This window comes from Cohnella massiliensis (assembly GCF_900169535.1).
Taxonomy (GTDB): Bacteria; Bacillota; Bacilli; order Paenibacillales; family Paenibacillaceae; genus Cohnella; species Cohnella algarum.
In genome coordinates this window covers 85,571-106,793 of record NZ_LT821255.1, presented here as the reverse complement: position 1 = coordinate 106,793, position 21,223 = coordinate 85,571, and the positions used below count along the sequence as shown (strand labels likewise).

Annotated in this window: 15 protein-coding genes and 1 pseudogene; 10 read left to right on the top strand and 6 right to left on the bottom strand. The window is 57.9% G+C overall.

The features are described 5' to 3' along the window. Positions 1-39: 39 nt before the first annotated feature. From B7E11_RS03780 to B7E11_RS03765, 4 genes are all read right to left on the bottom strand, one after another. Positions 40-1,347, bottom strand: coding sequence for an ABC transporter substrate-binding protein (locus B7E11_RS03780; protein ID WP_080832287.1), 1,308 nt, complete (start codon positions 1,345-1,347; stop codon positions 40-42). A 248-nt stretch (positions 1,348-1,595) separates the two neighbouring features. Next, on the bottom strand, positions 1,596-2,513 hold the full coding sequence (locus B7E11_RS03775; RefSeq protein WP_080832286.1) for an aldo/keto reductase: 918 nt from the start codon (positions 2,511-2,513) through the stop codon (positions 1,596-1,598). Positions 2,514-2,660: 147 nt separating this feature from the next. Then, complete coding sequence (locus B7E11_RS03770; protein WP_080832285.1) at positions 2,661-3,671, bottom strand: bifunctional glycosyltransferase family 2/GtrA family protein; 1,011 nt, start codon at positions 3,669-3,671, stop codon at positions 2,661-2,663. Between the two features lie 18 nt (positions 3,672-3,689). Continuing rightward, a complete protein-coding gene (locus B7E11_RS03765) occupies positions 3,690-4,727 on the bottom strand; it encodes a phosphodiester glycosidase family protein (protein WP_080832284.1) in 1,038 nt (345 codons plus the stop codon). Positions 4,728-5,001: 274 nt separating this feature from the next. Between B7E11_RS03765 and B7E11_RS03760 the strand changes: the two genes are divergently transcribed. Together B7E11_RS03760 and B7E11_RS03755 are read left to right on the top strand one after the other, a co-directional pair. Continuing rightward, positions 5,002-5,556, top strand: a complete 555-nt coding sequence (locus B7E11_RS03760) for a TetR/AcrR family transcriptional regulator (protein ID WP_080832283.1) — start codon at positions 5,002-5,004, stop codon at positions 5,554-5,556. Positions 5,557-5,568: 12 nt separating this feature from the next. Next, on the top strand, positions 5,569-6,000 hold the full coding sequence (locus B7E11_RS03755) for a DUF3995 domain-containing protein (protein ID WP_080832282.1): 432 nt from the start codon (positions 5,569-5,571) through the stop codon (positions 5,998-6,000). A gap of 73 nt (positions 6,001-6,073) precedes the next feature. On the opposite strand, the gene B7E11_RS03750 is transcribed toward B7E11_RS03755, so the two are convergent. After that, complete coding sequence (locus B7E11_RS03750) at positions 6,074-8,869, bottom strand: endo-beta-N-acetylglucosaminidase (RefSeq protein ID WP_080832281.1); 2,796 nt, start codon at positions 8,867-8,869, stop codon at positions 6,074-6,076. 199 nt (positions 8,870-9,068) lie between these two features. Between B7E11_RS03750 and B7E11_RS30080 the strand changes: the two are divergent. The 7 genes and pseudogenes from B7E11_RS30080 to B7E11_RS03720 form a co-directional block, all read left to right on the top strand. Continuing rightward, a pseudogene (locus B7E11_RS30080) lies at positions 9,069-9,236 on the top strand (MBL fold metallo-hydrolase); the annotation flags it as partial. Between the two features lie 465 nt (positions 9,237-9,701). After that, positions 9,702-10,637 carry a carbohydrate ABC transporter permease gene (locus B7E11_RS03745; protein ID WP_080832280.1) on the top strand — a complete coding sequence of 312 codons (936 nt, stop codon included), beginning with the start codon at positions 9,702-9,704 and terminating at the stop codon, positions 10,635-10,637. A gap of 21 nt (positions 10,638-10,658) precedes the next feature. Then, a complete protein-coding gene (locus B7E11_RS03740) occupies positions 10,659-11,489 on the top strand; it encodes a carbohydrate ABC transporter permease (protein WP_080832279.1) in 831 nt (276 codons plus the stop codon). A gap of 135 nt (positions 11,490-11,624) precedes the next feature. Then, a complete protein-coding gene (locus tag B7E11_RS03735) occupies positions 11,625-12,998 on the top strand; it encodes an ABC transporter substrate-binding protein (protein WP_139787055.1) in 1,374 nt (457 codons plus the stop codon). 65 nt (positions 12,999-13,063) lie between these two features. After that, positions 13,064-14,821 carry a sensor histidine kinase gene (locus B7E11_RS03730; RefSeq protein WP_080832277.1) on the top strand — a complete coding sequence of 586 codons (1,758 nt, stop codon included), beginning with the start codon at positions 13,064-13,066 and terminating at the stop codon, positions 14,819-14,821. After that, positions 14,799-16,433 carry a response regulator transcription factor gene (locus B7E11_RS03725; RefSeq protein WP_080832276.1) on the top strand — a complete coding sequence of 545 codons (1,635 nt, stop codon included), beginning with the start codon at positions 14,799-14,801 and terminating at the stop codon, positions 16,431-16,433. The genes B7E11_RS03730 and B7E11_RS03725 overlap by 23 nt, the downstream gene beginning before the upstream one ends. Positions 16,434-16,585: 152 nt before the next feature. Continuing rightward, positions 16,586-19,303: a discoidin domain-containing protein gene (locus B7E11_RS03720; RefSeq protein WP_080832275.1), complete on the top strand. Its 2,718-nt coding sequence runs from the start codon at positions 16,586-16,588 to the stop codon at positions 19,301-19,303. 69 nt (positions 19,304-19,372) lie between these two features. Here B7E11_RS03720 and B7E11_RS03715 read toward each other — a convergent pair whose 3' ends face one another. Then, complete coding sequence (locus B7E11_RS03715; RefSeq protein WP_080832274.1) at positions 19,373-19,879, bottom strand: tellurite resistance TerB family protein; 507 nt, start codon at positions 19,877-19,879, stop codon at positions 19,373-19,375. A gap of 186 nt (positions 19,880-20,065) precedes the next feature. On the opposite strand from B7E11_RS03715, the gene B7E11_RS03710 reads away from it, so the two are divergent. Next, positions 20,066-20,833, top strand: coding sequence for a sporulation protein (locus tag B7E11_RS03710; protein ID WP_176220595.1), 768 nt, complete (start codon positions 20,066-20,068; stop codon positions 20,831-20,833). The last annotated feature ends 390 nt before the right edge of the window (positions 20,834-21,223 follow it).

Below are 21,223 nucleotides of genomic sequence, written 5' to 3'. Positions count from 1 at the left end.
CCCCGAAGGTCATGCGAATGACCGGGGGCAACCCTTCCTTTATGGTCGAACGCCGGCGTCGAGAGCCGGTTCCGGAATATTCGCGATAAGCGCATTGCCGAACTTTTCGATCTCGGCCAGTCCGTCCCTTACCCCGATTTGATCTTGCACAATTTTACGAATCGTATCCTCGTAGAAAGCCGAAAATTCCGCGTTAAACGCATCGGGCATTTCGCTCACGTTCATGTAACTGGCGATAGCGCCCAGATTCGCGTTCCGACCGTACAAGAAATGAAACGGATGGGCCGCGTCCGCAGCGGCCGAAGCATGCAGCGACGCGGACAAGGAGGCCTTCGTGCGTTCCAGCATTCGGGTCATTTTCTCGCCGGTCATATATTCGATCAGCTTGGCCGCGGTTTCCGCCTTTTCGCTGTCCTTGTAAACGGAGACGACTTGCTCCAGGTCGATCGCAGATCGCGTCCGGTCCGAGCCGGGCAACGGCATGACCCCCCACGCAAAGGGCAAACTTCGTTCCTCCAGCAATCGATAAAAGCCGTAATCCCCGAAGGTCATCGCGGCCTCCCCGTGCAGGAACGGATGATTTTCCCGGTTGTACGGCGTCTCCCACGCGTTCACCGTTTTCCCGGCATAAAGCGATTTGAGCAGCTCCGCAAATTCGGCCCAGCCGTCCGTGTTCATCGTCACTTTGCTTTTGTCGGGAGAGAGATAGGACAGGCCTTCGGAGACGCCGATATTGGTCAAAAACGAGCTTGGCTCGGGGCTCGGGGAATACAACCCCAGGGTCCGACCGGCCGGGAACCGCATCGCCAGCCAGGCAAACTGCTCCCAATCCATTTGGTCGTCCGGCAACCGGATTCCGTAACGATCGAATAAATCCCGGTTATAAAAAAGGAAGCTCGAATTCATGGAAGCGGCAACCCCGTAAAGCTCGTCGCCCCCGTAAAACTTCAGCAGCTCGAAAACGCCCTTGTGCAAGCTTTCGAATACCCGGTCTCCCAACAGGCTTTTTAACGGAAACAGATCCCCGTTGGCCTGCAAGGTCCGGTACTGCATCCGGTTTAAAAACAAAAGATCGGGTTTCTCGCTCGCAACCAGCCTGGCCAATTCCTGCTCCTGCTCCGGAGGGCTTCCGCTTGCATAAACTTGTTTCAGCGGGACAACCTCGAAACGAATTTGGGGAAACTCGTAGAGAAAATAGTTGCCATATCGGGAATAAAAGCTGTCGCTATCCCAATCCAGCACTTTAAGCCGTTCGATTTCGACCGCTTGCCCCTGTCCCGTTCTCGTTCCCGCGCAGCCTGCAAGAAGAAAGGCGACCAACACGATCCATACATTAAGCGCTTTCATTCCATCAGCACCTTCCCGATATGGCTATATCTATTCTATGCTCCGGCCGGGACAACTTGTCTGAAACGATAGCAACGCGTACAGGAACAATGCCTCCCTTTATTATGACATAAATGGAAGAGGAATGAAATCCGAGCGGGGAGAGAAAAACACTTTCGGCGGCGAAGAGCATGAACAAGAAAAAGAAAGAGCCTCTTCCGCAGCTCGCAGGAAGAAGCTCGTTTTCTCGGGAATGCCGGGCCGGGCGGTCAGGGGAGCACGTTGCCGGCGGCGCGGAAGATCTCGTACCATTCCTCGCGCGTCAGCCGAATATCGCTTGCCTTGATGCAGTCCTTCAGGCGATCGACATTCATCGTGCCGGTTACCGGCTGCATGTTCGCGGGGTGGCGCAGCAGCCAGGCCATCGCGATCGTCGTGTTGCTCACTTCGTACTTGGCGGCGATTTCGTCGATTTTCCGGTTCAGTTCCGGGAACTCCGGGTTGTCGAGAAAAACGCCCTTGAAAAAGCCGTACTGGAACGGGGACCACGGCTGGACGGTGATGTCGTTCAGCCGGCAGTAGTCCAGCACGTAGCCGTCCCGGTTGACCGCCGATTCATTCTCCATGTTGACGTTGAAGCCGCTGGAGATCATCGTGGCGTTCGTAATGCTGAGCTGCAGCTGGTTGGCGACGATCGGCTGCTTGACCGACTTTTTGAGCAACTGGATTTGCAGCGGGTTCTGGTTGGAAACGCCGAAATGGCGCACCTTGCCGGACGCTTCCAGCCGGTCGAACGCCTCGGCCACCTCGTCCGGCTCGACCAGCGCATCCGGGCGGTGCAGCAGCAGCACGTCCAGATACTCGGTTTTCAGCCGCTCCAAGATGCCGTCCACCGACTGCAGGATATGCTCCTTGGAAAAATCGAACATGCCCTGGCGGATGCCGCATTTGGATTGAAGAATGAGATTTTCGCGAACCGTCGCGTTCATCCCGACCGCCTCCGCGAAAATCTCCTCGCAACGGCCCGCGCCGTAGATGTCCGCATGATCGAAGAAGTTCGCGCCTTCGTCCAGCGCCGTTTTGACGAATCGTTCCGCTCCGGCTTTGTCCAGCGAATTGAGGCGCATGCAGCCGACCGCGACGACCGGTACCTCTAAAGAGCTTGTTCCCAACGGGATTGTTCTCATCGTCGATGTCCTCCCTGGTTCGTTTCGATAAAAAATGGGGCACGGTTCAATTGTAACGAATTCCGGAGGCGCCCGTAAGAACTGTAAAATTCATTACTTAATATCCCCGAGTTTACTAACTAACTTATCGGGAGCGGCCAAGCCCGTTCAATAAACGAATTTCCGCTGCGCCCAGTAGCTGAACAAGAACAGGGCGGCTTCCGTCAGCAGCTTGGCCGGGACGAGCGGAATGCCGATATGTTCATGAAACAAATGCAGCACCCCGTAATTCAGCAAAACGATAAGGACGACCAGGGTGAAGTATTTAGGCATCGACCGGGATACGGCGGCCTTTCTGCCTTTGGCGAAAACGAATTTGCGATTCATCGTATAGTTGAAAATCGAACTGCACAGACGCGCCCCGACGACGGACAACAGCAGATTCGACTTCAGTCCTTGCAAGACGAGCAGCAGCGCGAAATCGAGGATCGCGGCGAGGCCCGAAGACAGGCAGAACTTCAGAAAAGGAAAATAAATACGCGCGGAATCGGCAAGCGGGCGAAAATGGGAAGATTTGTTGTCGTCGAGATAGACGGTATCGATCGGCACCTCCACCAGGCCGTAGCCGGCATTCGGGGCTTCCAGCAGCATGTTCATTTCGTACTCGAAGCGCTCGCCCGGAATGCGGCATAACCAGTCCAGCATGTCGGCGGAGTAGCCGCGAAGCCCGGTCTGCGTATCGCGGATGGAGTGACCGGTCGCCAGCGCGAACGCCTTCCGGGTCGCCGTATTCCCGAAGCGGCTGCGGAGCGGAACGCTGCCCGAGAACTGCCGGCTTCCGAGCACAATGTGGTTGCGAAACTCGCGAACGGCTTGCATGACTTTCAAAATATCCTTCGGCAAATGCTGCCCGTCGCTGTCGGCGCAGACGACTCCTTCGCCGTCGCCGAGCCGTCTCACGTAATCGAAGCCCGTTTTCAACGCGCTGCCCTTGCCCCGGTTGACAGGGTGCTTCAGCACGGTGCAGCCCGCTTGTTTCGCCTGGTCGAAAATTTCGCGGTACTTCTCGCCGCTGCCGTCGTCGACGATCAGGATTGAATCGCGGGTCGCTTCCTTTAATTGGCGAACGAGGGCGATCAACCGGTTGTCCGGTTCGTAGGAAGGGATGAGGATCGTCATGCGGATTCGCCTCCTTGTTTAAGATTGGGGAATGTAAATAATGTCGCTGACGCCGCGTTCCTTGCCTTCGCCGAGCGGATCGTTCACGACCCGGCCCATGAAATACATCGTCGACGAGCCGCCGCCGTCGAGATTATAGGCTTCGGTGGCCCCGAGCTCCCGGAACAGCTCCGCGAATTCGGTCAGCGTCATACCCCGGCTGTAACCTTCCTCGCGTCCGTCGACCACGATGAACAGAAAGTGGTTCGGCGCGATCATCCCGATGCCGGTTCGCGGATTGGCGTTCTGGATCGAACGGTTGCCGAAGTTGTTGTCGATGCGCACGCTGCTGAAGTCGCCGGCGATCTCGCCGTCCTGAACGAGAATCGGGCCGAACGAGAAGGTGTTCGTGACCCCCTGGGCAAGGAGCGCGTCCGTGGACGTCTCCTCCTCGTCATACGGCATCAGGGTGCCGTCCTCGAGCAGGGCCAGGCCGTCGCGCGCCGGTTCGTCGCGGTACAGCGTCCCGTTGCGGATGACGACGCCGTCGCTGCGGAAGCCGTAATAATCGCCGTTAATGGCGAAGATGGCGTTATTGTTGGCGGCGATCGTCGAGGTGTCTTCGGTGATGTTCGTGCCGAAGGCGTTTTTGGCGAAGGCGGTCAGCAAGTCCGCCGATTCGCTTAACTGGACGTCGGCCACGAAGTAGGTGACGACGTCGTCGCCAGAGCCCGTTTGCACTTTTTCGATGCGGATCGTGACGTTTTCGTCCGTGTAGTTCCAGTCGTCCCATTCGACTTCCGTCGCGGAGGCGTCCGGCGCATCGGTTCCGGAGGATTCCGACGTTCCGGATGTCCCCGAGCTCTCCGAGGCTCCGGCGTCTTCCGAAGCTTCCGCGGACTCGGAGGTTGCGGACGTTTCCGGGCGCCCCTGGGCGGACGCGCCGTTCGGAGCGACGACGACCTCGACGTGCTCGATCAGATAGCGATCGGCGAGCCGGTACGCAGTCGTGCCGAGCGCCAGCAGAATGACGGCTATTATGGCGAAGATTTTGGTTTTTTTTCGTTGGCGGAACATAAGCTCCACTCCTTTCGGCAACTGAACGGCTTCTTCCGGCGGCTGCCCGCCCCGTTCATGCCCCCATCTTAGAGCGGCAACCTTTAATGAGTCTTAAACGAAAAAAGGAGGACCCGGCATCGGATCCCCGACTGAGCGCTTGCAAGCATTCGGGTTTCGGCGAACGAAAAAGGGCGACATTTTTGTGTACGATTTCGTACAGATATTGCCGTGCATGAGAAGAAGCCATATGCTGGAACTATCTAGACGATAACGTACAGAAAAGAGCGGGCCGATGCCGAAAATTATGGTGACGGAAGACCAGTGGATTCGATTGGGGATGGAGCGGTTCTCCCAGGGCGGGGCGGAGGCGCTGGTCATCGAAAAGATGGCGCTGGCGCTCAAGTGCAGCAAAAGCAGCTTTTACTGGTATTTCTCCGACCGCAAGACGTTCGTCCGGCGAATCGTAGACGAATGGATCGACCGGTCGACGAAGCAGGTGATGGAGGCCGCGTCGAGTCCGGCTTCGGCCGAGGAGAAGCTGGCGGAATTGCTGCGGCAGATGTTTGCGGCGACCCGGAAGGGGGATTTTCTCTTTTACCTCCGGAGACTGTCGGCCAAAGAACCCGCTTACCGGAAGGTGCTGGAGGCGATGGAGCATGCCCGGATGAAGTTTGCAGCCGGATTGTTCGCGAAGCTCGGCATGTCCGCCGAAGACGCGACGAGCAAAGCATGGATTTTGTACCACTACTACCTCGGCTGGTATGAGCGTCACAAGCTCGATCGGATTGCGGAGGAAGACGTGCTTCGTCATGTGAACTCGATTCGAAAACGCCTGATCGAACGTTAAGGGGGGATTTGCATGGTCGCTTGGCTTGCTTTGCTTGTCGGAATCGTTTCGTTCATCTTGAGCGGCGTCCATTGGTATTGGGTATTGGGCGGAAAAAAGGGGCTGCTCGTTGCGGTTCCGAGCCGGGAAGGGGAGCCGTTGTTCCGGCCGTCCAAACGGGCGACCGGGGGCGTGGCGGCGCTGCTCGCGGCCATGGGGCTATTCGTCCTGCAATTGGGCGGATACGGAGAGCCCGCACTGCCGAGCTGGTTGTTTTCGCCGGGAGGATGGGGGTTGTCTGCGGCGTTCATTCTGCGGGCGGTCGGCGATTTTAAATGGTTAGGTTTTTTTAAAAGCCGGAAAGGGACTCCCTTCGCCAAGTGGGATGCCCTCTTGTATTCCCCGCTCTGCCTGCTGCTGGGCATTTGCCTGGCTTTGATAACGGCCGCTTACGCCGCGGCTTGAGCGGCGCCGCGCAAAAACCCGCAAGACGCGCGCGGGAAGCGCGCTCTTGCGGGTTCGGTCTGCGTCGGGTTATTTAATTGTCGCCGCCTCTGAGAACGACCGGCTCCGATTGGTTGCCCGCGTAATCCTCCAGCACGACATGCACGTTCTCGGCCGTCGAGGGAAACGCGAGGCTTGCCTTCGTGCTCCGGCCGCGGATGATCCGGTCTTTGTCCCCTACGCCGTAAGTGGTCGGGAAGGACCGGAGAACCCCGTCTTCATATACGTACAGATAGCGCCAGTCTCTCGTTTCCGGCATCGGCAGATGGAGCGTGTCGCCCTCCCAATACCAGTCCTCGGCATACGGCTCGGCGATCGTATCGATGAAGGCTCCGCTTGCGGACACCGCGTCCCCGCGTTTGGGAGCGATCGTTACCACATACTCGTCCCCGTTGACCGGCATCTTGTCGAAAACGACGGAGGTCGTGCCTTCGGAAACGACTTTATTTTCCTTCACCGGTTTTTTGGATGTCACCCAGTTGACCGATTCGACGTTGATTTTCAAGTTGCCCGTCGATACCGAAGGGTTGGTCCAACTGACGGTCAGCTTGCCGTCCGCCGTCGATTCGACTTGCACGTTCGATACCGTGCTCGTCAGGTCGAACGGCAGAACGGCGGCTTCGCCTTCCCGTCCGTCGGCGCCGACCGGAACCACTTTGATCGTACCGGACAGCGCCGGGAGATCTTTGATGTAGAACACCTCGTCGTATTTGCCGCCGACGAACGTGTCGTTGACGTAAACGTTGTACTGCTTCACGACTTCATAGTTTTCGTTCATTTTCCAGCTGATGTTCATTTCGCCGGTGTCCGCGTACGCTTCCGTAATCGTCAGCTTGGACGGCGCCGAAGGACGAACGGCGGAGCCGTCATGGATGCGGATTTGCCCGATATTCATTTGATACGTTTCGACCGCTTCCTGCTCCGGAGCGAAAACGAGCCCGAAAGCCGCGATCGTCCGGCCCGCATAAGCGCCGAGGTCCAGTTCGGCCGATGCCCAGCCGTTGGTCGCATTCCCGCTCTCCGGAACCGGAACCTTCACGACTTCCTCCGGCCGATCGGCGAAAATAAGCCCGACCTGCATGGCGGATGCGTCCGTCTCCGGCTTGTTGTAGGCGACGGACAGCTTCGAGTTCGCGTTAACGCTCAGCTCGGTTTTATACAGACGCAGGAACGTCTCCGCTTCCAGCTTGCCGCTGACGACGAGGGAGCTTCCTCCGTTGTACGCGCCGATCTGCTCGTACGATTGGCGTCCCGAATCGCCCAGGTCGTATTCCGGGCCGTAATCGAAGTCGACGTTAAGCCGGCTGCCGGCCGTATCCTGCCACCACTGCCAGGTGACCGGAACGTCCTGCAGGCTCATGTTCGACCATTCGTCCGGGTTCGAGACCGCTCCGTCGCGATAGTAGGAGAGACCGTGCCCCGTGTTGAAATCGGTATAAAAATTCGTGCCCCCGACGACCGAACGCTCGGCGATGACCGAAGAGATTCCCGGCCAGTACCGGTTGTCGGCATAGACGTCGGCGACGGTATTCGTCGGGGAGGTCGCCGTATTCGTCGGATCGACGTTCGGGCCGGACCACCAGAGCTGTTCGCGCAGCTTGGTCATCCACTGGTACTCGTTTTCCGCGCGGTGCCGGACCGGCCAGCCCAGGTTCATGTCCTCGTCCAGTCCCGCGTGGACGAAGTCCGCCCCGAGCGTGGCGATGCCGAGGCGCGGCACGCCGTTTGCGTCCAGCTTGTTTTTCAGCGCGGTGCCGTTGACGCTTTTGAACCGGTCGCGTCCGGCTTCAAGGCCCGCAAAGCCGACGTCGTCGAGCTCGAAATCGGTGCCGGATTGGGCGTTCAGATTTTGGAGATAGGCAGCTGCCGCATTGATCTGGCTGTTCCCCATTCCGTAATCGAAGAAAAACGACTGCGACACCTGTTCGCCCGTTGCCTTGTCGTAAAGGAACGAGATGTTGTGGTCATGGAAGGTGCGCGCGAACGTGTTGGCGCCGGTCGCCGTGTTCAGCGAGTCGTACCACTGAACGTACAGCCCGCCGTCCTGCAGCGCTTTCATGAATCCGATGTAATCCGGAATGTCTGCGACGGCGACGTTGGGGTTCTGCTCCTCCTGGTTGATGAAGTAACCGTCGTAACCGAAGTATTCGGCCATCTCGATCAATTTCTCGGCGACCGGGTAGTTTCCTTTTTCGTCCTTCACGATCATCTGCTTGTACGTTTGCTGGCCGCGGTCGTTATTGGAGAAAAAGATGCCGGCCAGCGACAGCACGCCGTTTTTGTGCGCCGCGTCCGTGTACGTCGGATTCGGGATGTTCAGCATGCCGAACTCGAACCACTTTTGCTGCCAGTCCTTCTGGGCCAGCTCGTCGTAATATTCGGGAGGGGTGTAGGCCGTGGCGGTTCCGTGCCAGGGCGACCAGTAATCGACATACTGCCAGAAATGAAAATGGTATTGGGCGAATTTGTTCGTGTAAGGCGCGTTCTCGATAAACGCGTTTCCGTAGTCGCCGCTGACGTTCGTCATTTTGACGTCCGGATCCAGATTCGGATTGGCTTGCGTCGAGGCGAAGGGAGCGATCCGCTGCTGAAGCGGGACATGGGACCGGAGCATTTCCGCATAAGGGTCGCGCTCCGGGCTCCAGTCGGCAATATGGCCGCTCGTGTAGCCGTGCACGCTGGGCTGGTTAACGCCGTGAGCCTGATCTCCGGCAAAAGGCCAGGTGTCCCCGGCCGCCGCCGCAAGCGGGAAGCTGGCCGTAAACAAGGCTGTGGCGACGCCGAGCACCGTGAACCTGGACCAGGTTTTCTTCTTGTTGCGAGTCTTCAATGCATCATTCTCCCTTTCCGCGTTTTGTCGTCCTGATGAATCACCCCTAATCTATTACATGTAACCCCTTTCAAGTAGAGGACAAACTAAAGATTTAAGGGAGAAACTAAAGAAAAACGAACCGCCGATTTCACGATTCGTTCTCGATGCCTAGGCTCCGATCGTGCCCCTGAAGATTTCGAACTAGTGCCGGGGCCCGATTTTCCGGACGCATTTGGCGGCTCCGCAAGCGACGGTGATCGTCTCGCATATGGAGGCGGTCAACCACTGCTTCTTGTCCCGGGACGAGCTGAGGAGCTTTATTGAAGAAAAGGGATTGCGCGATCGAATTCTCGTGCCGGACGATGGGGAAACGATCGATCGCTGACGGCTGGCGGCAAACCCCATTCTGGCCGAGTCCTGCCCATTGGATGGCGAGCCGGGGAACCAACAAGGCGGCCATGCGGCCGTCTTGTTTCGGTTGCGGTGTTTCTTTACACCGTCCCTGGCCCCCCGTCCGTCGGTTCCGCGCGCGTTTTTGTATGATTTTTCGTACAAAACCCCCCGTTTTTCCCCTTCTGCCCCGGCAATTGTACGATTTTTCATACAAAATCTCCCCGTCCGTCGGTTCCGCGCCCGTTTTTATATGATTTTTCGTACAAACCCCCCCGTTTTTCCCCTTCTGCCTTGGCAATTGTACGATTTTTCATACAAAATCTCCCCGTCCGTCGGTTACCTTTCGCATACGCCGAAAAGTCAAAATAATACACGCCCAAGGGTATGAAACATGTACCGTATTTCCGCCCCCGTCTTGCTACAATGGGGACACATTAAGGTAATAGGGGCGAAAGCGATGAACGAACGGGTAGCGATTTCGAAGTCTCCGGAAGCCAAAAAACGGTTCTGGACGCGCAAGAGGCGCGCGGAGGCCGCCGGGTGGCTGTTTATTGCTCCGGAAGTGATCGGGATGATTCTCGTTTCCCTTTTTCCGCTCGGGTTCAGTCTCGTGCTGAGCTTTACGGAGTGGAATCTGGTCGGGGGCCTGTCCGCTATCAAGTGGATCGGGCTGGACAACTTTTTCAGTTTATTTGAAGATAACAAGTTTCTGATGGCGCTGGAAAACAACATTTGGTTTACGATCGGAACGGTTCCGGCCACGCTCGTCATCAGCATCGCGCTGTCGGCCGTCATCCAGAAGAAGCTGTACGCCAAGAGCTATTTCAAAGTGGCATTCTTCATTCCGTATATTTGCTCGACGATCGCGACGGCCGCCGTCTGGTCGGCGCTGTATCATCCCTCGAAGGGGCCGATCAACCAGGCGCTGCTGCAGCTCGGCATCGACAATCCGCCCAACTGGCTGGTCGATACCAGCTTCTCGCTCGTCGCCATCATGATCATTTACGTCTGGCAGCTGCTCGGGTACCAAATGATCATTTTCCTGGCGGGGATGACCAATATTCCGGACGAGCTGTACGAGGCGGCGACCATCGACGGAGCGAACGGCATGCAGCAGTTCCGGCGCATTACGCTGCCTTTGCTCGGCCCCACGACGTTCTTTTTGACGATTACCAGCATTATTTCGTCGTTCAAGGTGTTCGACATTATCAAGTTCCTGACCAACGGCGGCCCGAACTACTCCAGCACCGTCATTGTGTATCAGATCTACGAAGAAGGCTTTCAGCGCTTTAAAATGGGCTATGCGTCGGCCATGTCCTGGGTGCTGTTCCTCATGATCGTGCTGGTGACCTCGATTACCTGGATTTCGCAAAACCGCAAAGTTCATTACTGACCGATGACGGAGGCCTACTCGATGAGAAAAATCCAACTCGGCAATTGGCTGCTGACCGCCGCATTCGCCGTAATCTCGCTGTTTTTTCTGCTGCCGTTGTTCTGGATGCTGTCGGCCGCTTCCAAAACGGAGAAGGACGTATGGACGTTCCCGATTCAATGGATCCCCGAAAAATGGAACCTGATCGAAAATTTCAAAGAGGTATGGATGGGGGACGTTTCCTTTACCCTGTTTTACGGGAACTCCTTGAAAATCTCCATTTTGACCACGCTGGCCACCCTGCTCATCTCGGCCATGGCCGGCTATGCCCTCTCCAAGCTCAAGTTCAAGGGGAGCGCCCTGGTGTTCAGCCTGATGCTCGCCTTCATGATGATTCCGGAGCAGGCGACGCTCGTGCCCCGCTATATTATGATCAAGGAGCTGGGGCTGTACGACACGCACCTTTCCCTTATCCTCCTGAGCATGTTTTCCAGCTATTTTACGTTTTTGCTGCGGCAGTTCATGGCCGGCATCCACAACGATATGCTGGAAGCCGCGGAGCTGGACGGGGCCGGCTACTTCCGCATCTTCTGGAGCGTCATGCTGCCGCTCAGCCGCCCGATTCTGGCGACCGTGGGCATCATCAAGTTCATCTGGACCTGGAACGACTACCAGGGACCGCTTATTTTCCTGTATTCGACCGACCTGTATACGATTCCGCTCGGCATGCAGTTTTTCAAGGAGGAATTCGGCACGCGGATCTCGGTCATGATGATGGCCGCCGTCTCCGCCGTCATTCCGCTGCTTGCGCTGTTCCTGGCGCTGCAGAAGCAGGTCATCAACGGCATCGCGATCGGCGGCGTGAAGGGCTGACGCCCTCCGCCGGTCGCAGCCGCGGCTCGCGAGAGTCAAAAATGTCCACGCCGAAAGCGCAATACGGTACACGGCGAGCCGCACGGCGGGAAGGTATAATGATCGTGCAACGACACCAAAACCGGGGGGATTCTTTTGAAACGATTTAGTTTAGCGCTTACAAGCTTGATTCTGGTCTTTGCGCTTGCGGCATGCTCGGGAGGAAACGGCGGCAATTCGAACGCCTCGCCGTCCGCGGAGGCTCCGTCCTCGACGGCGCCGGCAGCTTCGGGCAGCGGGGAAGCGGCGCCCGCGGAAAAAACGAAAATCAAATTTTACACGTTCAAAATGAGCAAGCCGGAAGAGCCGTTCTATCAGGCGGTGCAGGCGTACAACGAGTCCCAGGACAAGGTGGAGGTCGAGTACGTCTCCCTCGTGCAAAACAGCGACAGCGTCGAATTCATGACCAAGCTGGATGTGCTGATTGCCGGCGGAGAAGCCGTGGACGTCTTCATGACGGGCAACGAGGAGCAGGTGCTGGAGCGCGCTTCGCGCGGCATCGTGGAACCGCTTAACGGCCTGTTCGCCCAAGAGGGCGTCACGCCGGAAGACGAATATACCAAGGTGATCAAGCTCGACGATCAGGTTTACGGGCTGCTGACCAACTCGACGCAGTGGTTTACCGTATTCAACAAGGACCATCTGGAGGAAGCGGGCCTGGCGCTGCCGGAGATGGGCTGGACGTGGGACGATTTCCGCGAATACGCCAAAAAGCTGACGACGGACGAACACTACGGAACGTATTTCCATACGTGGGGCGAATACCCGAACATCATCGCCTATACCGAGCGCCCGCATCCGCAATTGTCGGCCGACCGGAAACCGATTTTCGACGATCCGTCCTTCGAATACTTCTTCAATCTCCGCCGCGCCATGGAGAAGGAAGACAAGAGCGTAGAGCCGTACGCCGACGTTCTCGCTTCGAACTACCACGTGCTCCAGCAGTTTTTCGCCGGAAACGCGAGCATGCTGGCCGTGCCGAGCTACGCGGTCAGAGCGGGTCTCAACCTGGAGAGGTTCCCTCATGAATTCCAGATGCAGTACGCCCCGATTCCGCGCGCCGTCGACGCGACCGATATGGGCATGACGAACATTTCGGGCAGCGGCATCGCCATCGGCGCAAGCTCGAAAAACAAGGAAGCGGCATACGACTTCGTCCGTTGGATGACGACCGAGTCCTACAAGTTCACGCAGGAAATCCCGGCGGCCAAAGGGGTTGACGGCAACCAACTGCTGACGGACTTTTTCGGGGACAACACGGATCTGATCGATATCGAGTCGTTGTCCAAAACGTTGTTCGATCCGAACGTGAAAATGCCGGAAGGCGGCGTGAGCGTGGCGTACGGAGCCGAGCTGAAAACCATCGTCGAAAACGGGTTCAACAGCTTCATGCTGGACAACCGCAGCTTCGAGGACGTGCGAAAGGAAATGACCGAGGAAGCGGAGAAGGTCATCCAGGCCAATCCGTAGAAAAACGCGGGGCGGCAGCGGGGAGAATGCGGTATAATGGGGAATGAGTAAAGGACGGGGTGGAGATGAGCGCGTTAATGGGCTGGATGAGCCGCTTTTCTTTCCATCGCAGACTGCAGTTTTCGTTCCTGATCTTGATCCTGCTGCCGTTCATGGCGGTTACGCTCTGGTCGTATACGTCCGTCAAGCAGAACGTGACCGACCGGACGCTGCGCTCCAATGAAGAAACGCTCCGGGTGATCGCCAACCAACTTACGAAGACGATCGACACGATATCCTTCGCCTCGATTTACTTTTCCCAGTCGTACGACGCCGAAGCGCTGGAGAGCCTGCGATACTTGAAGGACAAGGACTCGTTCACGGACTACGAGGCGTACGCCCGGCATTCGAAGCTGAAGTCGATGGCCAACATATTGACCGTGCAGTCGTTCGACGCCAATCTGGAAATTCTCATCGTCAACCGGAAAAACCGGATCGTCATGGGCAACCTGGACCGGCCTTTGTTCTCGGAGCTGCCGGACGGATTTTTGGCGGCCGGCAGCCGCGTGGACGACAGCGAAACCTCGATTTTGCAGTGGTTCCCTTCCGGGAGCGGCGATGCCGCTCCCGCGCATTATTATGCGGCGCGCGTCATCGCCGACCCGCGCAACTCCGAGAAGCTGGCGACGTTGTTCATCGGCATTCCGAATTCCTATTTCCAAAGCGTGTTGAATACGGGCAATCCGGCAGTCGCCGTTACGCTGACGGACAAGTCCGGCAGCCGGATCGCTTCCGCGAACGAAATTGGCGACCTTTCCGGCGCGGATGTGCTGAGCGGCGAAGTGCGGATTCCGCGAGTGGATTGGCAGCTTGCCAGCCATACGCTAAGGAGCTCCATCGTCGGCCAGATCAACCGCGAATTTTTCGTTTCCATTATGGTGGTCGGCATTTTTTTCGTCGGCTTTCTGGTCTTGTCGGTCCTGTGGGCCGGACAAATCAACAAGCCGCTCAGCCTGCTTCGTTCCAACGTCAAGCAGTACGTCGGGGGCAACCGGAACGTGCGCTTGCCCGTCAAGGGCAAGGACGAGGTCGCCCAGCTGTCCTCGGCGTTCAATCAGATGCTGGACGAGCTCAATCAGCTGCTGCATCAGGTCGAGACCGAGCAGGAGGAGAAGCGGAAGCTGGAGCTGCAGGCGCTTGCCGCCCAGATCAGTCCGCATTTTTTGTTGAATACGCTCAATTCCATCAAGGTGAACCTTCTGCTTGCCGGCGATTCGGCGCATGGCGGCATGCTGGAATCGCTGATCAAGCTGCTGCGCGCCTATGTGCGCGTCGAGCCGGTCGGGCTGGCGGAGGAGTGCAAAGTGCTGGGGAGCTACATCCAGGTCATGCAAATCCGCAACCGGCTGGACATCCGGTTCCATAGCCGGATCGGCGCGCAAGCCGAAGCGATCCGGCTTCCGCGCCTGCTGCTGCAGCCGATCGTCGAGAACGCGATCATCCACGGCTTCTCCTCCCGTCCCGAGAACCCGGCGATCGAGCTGAGCGCCGAATGGACGGGCGCCGGGCTTCGCATCGAGATCGGCGACAACGGCCGGGGCATGCCGGACGAACGGCTCAAGCGGCTCAACGACCGCCTTGACGGGATCGCGGGAGAGGAATCGCCCGCGTCCGGCAGAGGGGTCGGCATGGTCAACGTCGCCAGAAGGCTGCGGATTTTATACGGGCCTCTGGCGCGCCTTTCGGCCGCGAACCGTTCCGGCGGCGGCCTGGCCGTCGTGTTTTTCATCCCGATGACTCTTCCCGAGGAGGCGGCTTCCGATGATATCGGTCATGTTGATTGACGATGACGTCCCGATGCTGGACTATGTGGCGCAACTGCTGAAGCAGCTCGATCTGGAGCTGGAGCTGACGGCTTCGGCGTCCACCAGCGAGCAGGCGCTGGAGCGGTTTCAAACCGCGTTGCCCGACCTGGTCGTCACCGACATCGGCATGCCCGGCATGGATGGATTGGAGCTGGCGCAAGCTTTCCGCACGATCAAGCCGGAGGTCAGGCTGATTTTCCTGACGTGCTACGAAGAGTTTCAATATTCCAAGAGAGCCTTCCAGATGGAAGCCGACGATTATTTGATCAAGGACGAGCTTTCGGCCGAGCAGCTTCGCGTCAGCCTGCGCAAGGCGATGGATCAGTTTCGGGCCCGCAGCGAGCGGATGGAGCGCTATGTGATTCGGCAGGATATCGAGCGCAACAAGGATGTGCTGAAGACGAGCTTCCTGAAGGAGCTGCTGGCCGGCGGCGGCGGCTTGACGGGCACGATGCAATTCGGCGAACGGCTGGGCATTTCGTGGAAGCTGCCTTTTTTTCGGGTCGGCTTCCTCCATCTCGACGCCGCTTCCGTCGCGGAGCGGTACGGGTATGAGGATATGCACCTGATCCAGTACGCGGTATTCAACATCGTGACGGAAATTTGCGCCGATGCGGGGACGGCGCCCGTTTCCGCTCCCGTTACGCCGTTCATGACCAAGGATTACGAGGTTTACCTGATCTGGAACGCGGCCGGCCCCGGGGAAGCCGAAGGAAGCCCAAGCCGCGGCAAGGCCGACGGGGCGGAAGCGGACATGCTTCGCTTCATGGAGACGGTACGGGAAAAAACGAAGCAGTACTTGAAAATCGACGTGCTGGGCTTTTATTGGCCGGAAGCCGTTCCGCTGGCGCAAATCGGAGCCGCCCATCGCCGGATGACGGCTTGCCGCGATCAAAGCTTTTACGGCAGCGCCGGGGCGGCGGCGGTATCGGCCGAGCCGGCGCCGTTCGATCCCGCCGCCGACGGCAAATTCGACAAGGAAAGAGGCTTGCTGTCGCTCGCGCTCGAGGAGAACGACGGATCGTGGATCGATCTGGCCGTCAGCGCGATGAGCCAGCGGGTTGCGGCGGACCGCTTGCCGCCCCGCCTGGTCAAGGAAGCTTGCGCGGATCTCGTCCGGCAGCTGGCGTACGAGACGAACGGGCAGGTGGGGGAGGGCTTCTACACGCATCTCGGGCTGGCCGTTCGAGCTGCGGAAGCGGTTCAACTGACTCGCCGGGAGCTGCGGGGCTTGTTCGTCCGTCACTCTCTTGCGCCCGGGGGCAAAGAGGAAGAAAGGGATTTGCGGCTGCAGGCGATCGATCAATATTTGCAAGAGCATGTGGACGAAATGGTCACCTCGGTCGACATGGCCCATTATTTGCACTTGAATCCCAGTTATTTTTCCCGGTTTTTCAAACGGCTTGCCGGGGTCAACTTCACCGAATACGTCAACCAGTTCAAAATTAACATGGCGATCCGGATGCTGCGGCAGGAGAACGAAACGGTGGAAAACGTCGCGTATACGCTCGGGTTTTCGGATCGGGCCTACTTTTCCAAAGTATTCAAAAAGTACAGCGGCAAAAGCCCGAGCGAATTCAAGGGTTCGTAACGAGAAGTCAAAACAATCCACGTCAAGGAGTACGAAAAGTGCATAGTGCTTAACGTGCTCCGCTTGCTATAGTAAAAATTGTAAGCGCATACAATCAAGGTGATCAACCTTGCGCGTATGAGCTGCACATTCCGCAAAGGAGGGGCTTACGAATGTCGGCGTCAAGCAAACCGAAAGTTCGAACGGGCTGGCTGGCGGCGGTTGCGGCCTGCGTGCTGCTGGCGGCAATGCCGATCGGGAGCGGCAAGGCGAATGCGGCCGCGTCGGGGGATGCTTACGTGAATTACGATTCGGCCACGCGGACGTGGACGATGGGGACGGGCAAGGTGGAGAAGGCGGTGCGCTTCGGCGAGGGGACGTATACGATGACCCGGCTGGTCAACAAGGCGACCGGCCGAAATTACGTGCAGGGGGCGAGCCCGAACTCCGACGAGTTCAACGTCAAAATCGGAACCGCTTCGTACAACGGCTCCGGCGGGGGCTGGATTTACGATTCGTACCGGACGCAAACGCTGGCGCAAGGCGAATTGCAGCTTAGCGTCGTTATCCATAACAGCGTCGTCGAGGTTACGCGTCATTATGTCGCGTATCCTTCGACGGGCGTCATCGAGGAATGGTCGGAATTCCGGAATATTTCCGGAAGCTCCCAAAGCTTCGCGGATATATCCGCGTTTCGCCAACGCGTGATGCAGAACGATGCCGGGCAGGTCGACCTTTACGTCATGAGCGGCGACAAGGCGGATACGCCCGTCTGGAACAAGCTGCTGGACCCCAGGCCGGCGACCTCGAACACGACCTTCGCGGGCAACGGCTCCAACAAGTACCATCCGTTTCTGGCGCTGTACAACCGCACGCTGTCGGAGGGAATTTTCGTCACCTGGGACTACACGGGGAACTGGCTGGCGGAGGTCGGCGATTTTTCCGGCCGGACGTTCGCGCAGATGAAGACGAGCTCCGGCCCGGTAACGATCGCGAACAACGCGACGTTGAAGGGTCCGCTAAGCCGTACGGGCGTGTTTTCCGGGGACCTGGACGATATGGGGAATACGATTCTCGATTTCACTTATCGCTACAAGTGGGACTACACCCGGGAAGAGTATTTTCCGCTTGTCCGCTTCGGCGGTTACGGCAGCGACCCGGCCCACATCCTGAACAAGATCCATTCGACCCGCTATATCGGGGGCGATTTGATCTGGATCGACGCCGGCTGGCAGGATTATTTGGGCGACTGGAACAACAAGCCGGGAGAAAGCAACGCCGCCTACAACGCCTACGCGGTTAAAAACGGGCAGAAACTCGGGCTGTGGCTCGTCCCTTGGGGGGCGGAAGCGAATTCCCAAATTGCCGCGGCTCATCCGGAATGGATGGCGAATCCTTCCTGGTACAAAGCGGGATTAAAGACGGAGCGCCAGGACGTCGTCGCGCACATCGTCGCGATGCTGAACCAGAAACAAACCGAGTTCGGGAGCTTTATGCTGAAAACGGATTACGGCGCCGACTCCGGGACGATTCTGAAGGCCAACAACATTCTCTACATCCTCGAACAATTCAAAAAGCAAAACCCCGGCGCGGCCTTGCTCCTGTGCAGCGACGGCGCGGGCCTGCTGTCGATCGAAACGGCGCGGTTCAGCGACGTGGTGCAGCTGCGCGACGGAGCGGCGGGCAGCGAGGACGGGTATTATACGTCGCTGCTGTTCCCTTCCGAGAAGCTTCAGGTCAGCTACGGCAGAGGCGACATCGGCAACTACAGCAAAAGCAACCGCTACTTGTTGAGCTACCACCTGACGATCGCCGGCAAAGTCGACGGGACGCCAAGCGAGATGGAGCCGCTGCGCCGGGACGTGGACCTGTACCGGTACCTGAAGACGCAGGGCGTCATGGGCAGATGGGTGAAGGTGTACCGTCCCGCCGTCAGCGCGGGCGACAAGGAAGGCATTTTGCAAAAAATGAGCGGCGACGGCTCCAAAGGGTACATCACGTTCGCGAAAAAAGACGCGATGGTCGGCACGAATGTCACCGTCTTCCCCAAAGGCTTGAACGCGTCGGCCAGCTACACGGTCGCGACGCTGGAAGGCGGCAAAACGACGGAAACGCGCAGCGGCTCCTACTGGATGACCAACGGCATTCCGCTGACGCCGTTCAAGCAGGGCGAGGTCATTTTCTTCAACCTGGAAAACCGGCCGATGTCGGGCAGCGATACGACCGCTCCCTCCGCGCCGGGCAACGTCTCGCAAGCCGAAGCTTCCAACCTTGGCTATAACGGTATCGAAGTAACCTGGACGGAAGGCGCCGACGACAACTGGATTTCCTATTACGAAATTTTCAAAAACGGGGCCGCATACGACAAAGTATCGAAAGGGACGTACTACTTCGACAAGGAGGGCGTTTCCGGCGACGAGTATCAGGTTCGGACGGTGGACGGCGATGGAAACGTTTCGGCGCTCGCGCCGACGGCCGTCGGCCCGGCAAACGTGGCGGCGGGAAAGCCGGCGACGGCGGATTCGGTCTATGACGTCTTCGCGGCGGAGAAAGCGGTGGACGGCGTCGTGTCTGACGAATCCCGCTGGGTAAGCGCGAATACGAACGGCCCGCATTGGCTGGAGGTCGATTTGGGCCAAAGCTATGCCATCGGAAGCGCGGAGGTTCATACCGGCCACAGCGACGGCAACGCGGTGTCGAACTTCAAGCTGCAGGCGTGGAACGGAAGCGGCTGGACGGATATCCCGGGAGCGTCGGCGAGCGGAAATCCGAAGACGAGTACGGTCGTCTCCCTGGCGTTCGCCGACCCGGTCGCGACGAGCAAGGTCCGGTTTGTCAGCACCGACAACGGCTATGTGAGGGTCAAGGAGCTGAAGCTGTTCGCGCTGTAGGCGGCAGCCAAAACAGGACCGCCTTCGGAGGCGAAGCGCCCCGAAGACGGTCCTGTCGTATATGCGAGATTAAACGTGCAGCTTGACCTGATACCCCGGTTGGTTTTTCGGGTGGTTTTGATTGAGGAAGACGGAACGGTCGTTTTTCAAGGAAATGACTTCAAAGAATGGCGTGAAGCGCTCTTCCGAAACGTTGAACGCGGCCAGGAACTTGGCGAACAACTGCTGTTCCTGATGCTCGGGTTCGCCGTCGGCGAGAGAGGAATCGACCAGGTTGACCAGGATGCAAATTTTTTGCGCGTCGGTCAGGATCGGAGCCGCTTCCTGCAAAAACTTGTCGATCGGGGTCGAGCGAACGTATTTCAAGGCCCGATCCAGCAGAGCCCGGTTGTTCGCACCGACGCCGATGACGCCGTTCTGCTCTTCTCCGCCCAAGACGGCCAGCAGCTGCCCTACTTCTTCATGATCCATTTCTCCGTCCGATTGCATCATATACAGCAGCGAGCTCGCGAACGCGAAATGCGGCGTCATGCCTTCCGTGCTTTTGTCTCCTTTGAATAGATCGAACAAACCCATTCGAGAAATCCTCCTATGCCCGATAAGTTTTGCGATTCTTGCAGTTTCGCGAATCGCCTACAGCTATTTACGGGCCTTCGCATTCGCAGTTTCAAAGAGTTGGAAGAAAAACCCGAAAGCGGATTGCCAAACCCCATCGCGCCCGGTACGATGAAGCTATGACCGATGCGGAGGGGAAACTGTCCTATGTCTATCTATGAGCGAATGATGAATCGATCCGGAGGCGTCAAAGTCGACACGACGCTCGACATTTCCCGCGGAGTTCGCTGCGGGGAGGAGCTGAGCGGCACCGTCATTTTGAGGGGAGGACGGGACGCGAAGCATGTGACCGCGATCGAATTCGGGCTCGTGGCGGAATTTTTTTGCGAAAAAAACAAGCAAATCGTTAAAGACAAAGGCGTCATTTACCGCCATACGCTCGGAACGAGCGTTACGGTCGCCCCAGGCGAAGAGAAACGGGTACCGTTCCGGTTCCGGATTCCGTTGACGACGCCGGTGTCGATCGATTCTTCCAAGGTGTGGCTGGAAACGACCGTGAACGTGGAGATGGAGGAGACCAGGAACGACCGGGACGCCGTGCCGATTTTGCCGCATCCGATCGTTCACGGGTTCTTCGAGGCCGTCAAGCTGCTGGGACTTCGGCTGGATGATGTTTCGCTGCTTCATGTCCCGCGCCTTCGGACGGAATTCCCGTTCGTGCAGGAATTCGAATTCAAGCCGCGGCTGCCCTCGGCTCTGGACGAAATCGAGGTTTACTATACGGCGGACGGGTCGGAGCGAGTGAACTTTTTTATCGAAATCGACCGGCGGGCCAAAGGGCTGAGCGGCCTGCTGGAGGAAGCGTTCGATTGGGACGAGCGGCATATCCGGGTTACGTTGACGAAAGAGGACGCAGCCGACCCGGAGCGGTTGGCGGACAAGCTCGCGCGGTGCATCCTGCCGCATTTGAAATAACATACTTGACGTTTCTTTGTTATTATAATAAACTTAGTTTCATAAAGTAAGTAAAGGCTGCTTTTCTTTTCTTCATGGAACAAAGGGCACCCCGAAGGGTGCCTTTCTTAGGTAGATCGGAATGCGATGTTTGCGTGGACTGGCGCGGCGCCGCTCAGGCGGCTGAGCCTGCGAAGCTGCGCCTATGTTGGATTTTATCCAACGGGTGGTGCGAGAAACGCGGAAACCTCGGTCTACAGTGGATTTTTTCCAACGCGGAACCTGAAATAAGGGCAAAATCGCCGAAAAGGCCTCGCCCGATTGGACAAAATCCAACGAAGACGGCGGGGGCGGCCTAAAAGCCGACTTTGATCAAAATCCAATGTAGCCAGCCCGGCAAGGAGTCGAACC

Coding starts and splice junctions, on each gene's coding strand:
- B7E11_RS03730 (WP_080832277.1), top strand. CDS start 13,064: ATGAGCGCGTTAATGGGCTGGATGAGCCGCTTTTCTTTCCATCGCAGA.
- B7E11_RS03760 (WP_080832283.1), top strand. CDS start 5,002: ATGCCGAAAATTATGGTGACGGAAGACCAGTGGATTCGATTGGGGATG.
- B7E11_RS03755 (WP_080832282.1), top strand. CDS start 5,569: ATGGTCGCTTGGCTTGCTTTGCTTGTCGGAATCGTTTCGTTCATCTTG.
- B7E11_RS03745 (WP_080832280.1), top strand. CDS start 9,702: ATGAACGAACGGGTAGCGATTTCGAAGTCTCCGGAAGCCAAAAAACGG.
- B7E11_RS03725 (WP_080832276.1), top strand. CDS start 14,799: ATGATATCGGTCATGTTGATTGACGATGACGTCCCGATGCTGGACTAT.
- B7E11_RS03775 (WP_080832286.1), bottom strand. CDS start 2,513: ATGAGAACAATCCCGTTGGGAACAAGCTCTTTAGAGGTACCGGTCGTC.
- B7E11_RS03765 (WP_080832284.1), bottom strand. CDS start 4,727: ATGTTCCGCCAACGAAAAAAAACCAAAATCTTCGCCATAATAGCCGTC.
- B7E11_RS03770 (WP_080832285.1), bottom strand. CDS start 3,671: ATGACGATCCTCATCCCTTCCTACGAACCGGACAACCGGTTGATCGCC.
- B7E11_RS03780 (WP_080832287.1), bottom strand. CDS start 1,347: ATGAAAGCGCTTAATGTATGGATCGTGTTGGTCGCCTTTCTTCTTGCA.
- B7E11_RS03740 (WP_080832279.1), top strand. CDS start 10,659: ATGAGAAAAATCCAACTCGGCAATTGGCTGCTGACCGCCGCATTCGCC.
- B7E11_RS03720 (WP_080832275.1), top strand. CDS start 16,586: ATGTCGGCGTCAAGCAAACCGAAAGTTCGAACGGGCTGGCTGGCGGCG.
- B7E11_RS03715 (WP_080832274.1), bottom strand. CDS start 19,879: ATGGGTTTGTTCGATCTATTCAAAGGAGACAAAAGCACGGAAGGCATG.
- B7E11_RS03710 (WP_176220595.1), top strand. CDS start 20,066: ATGTCTATCTATGAGCGAATGATGAATCGATCCGGAGGCGTCAAAGTC.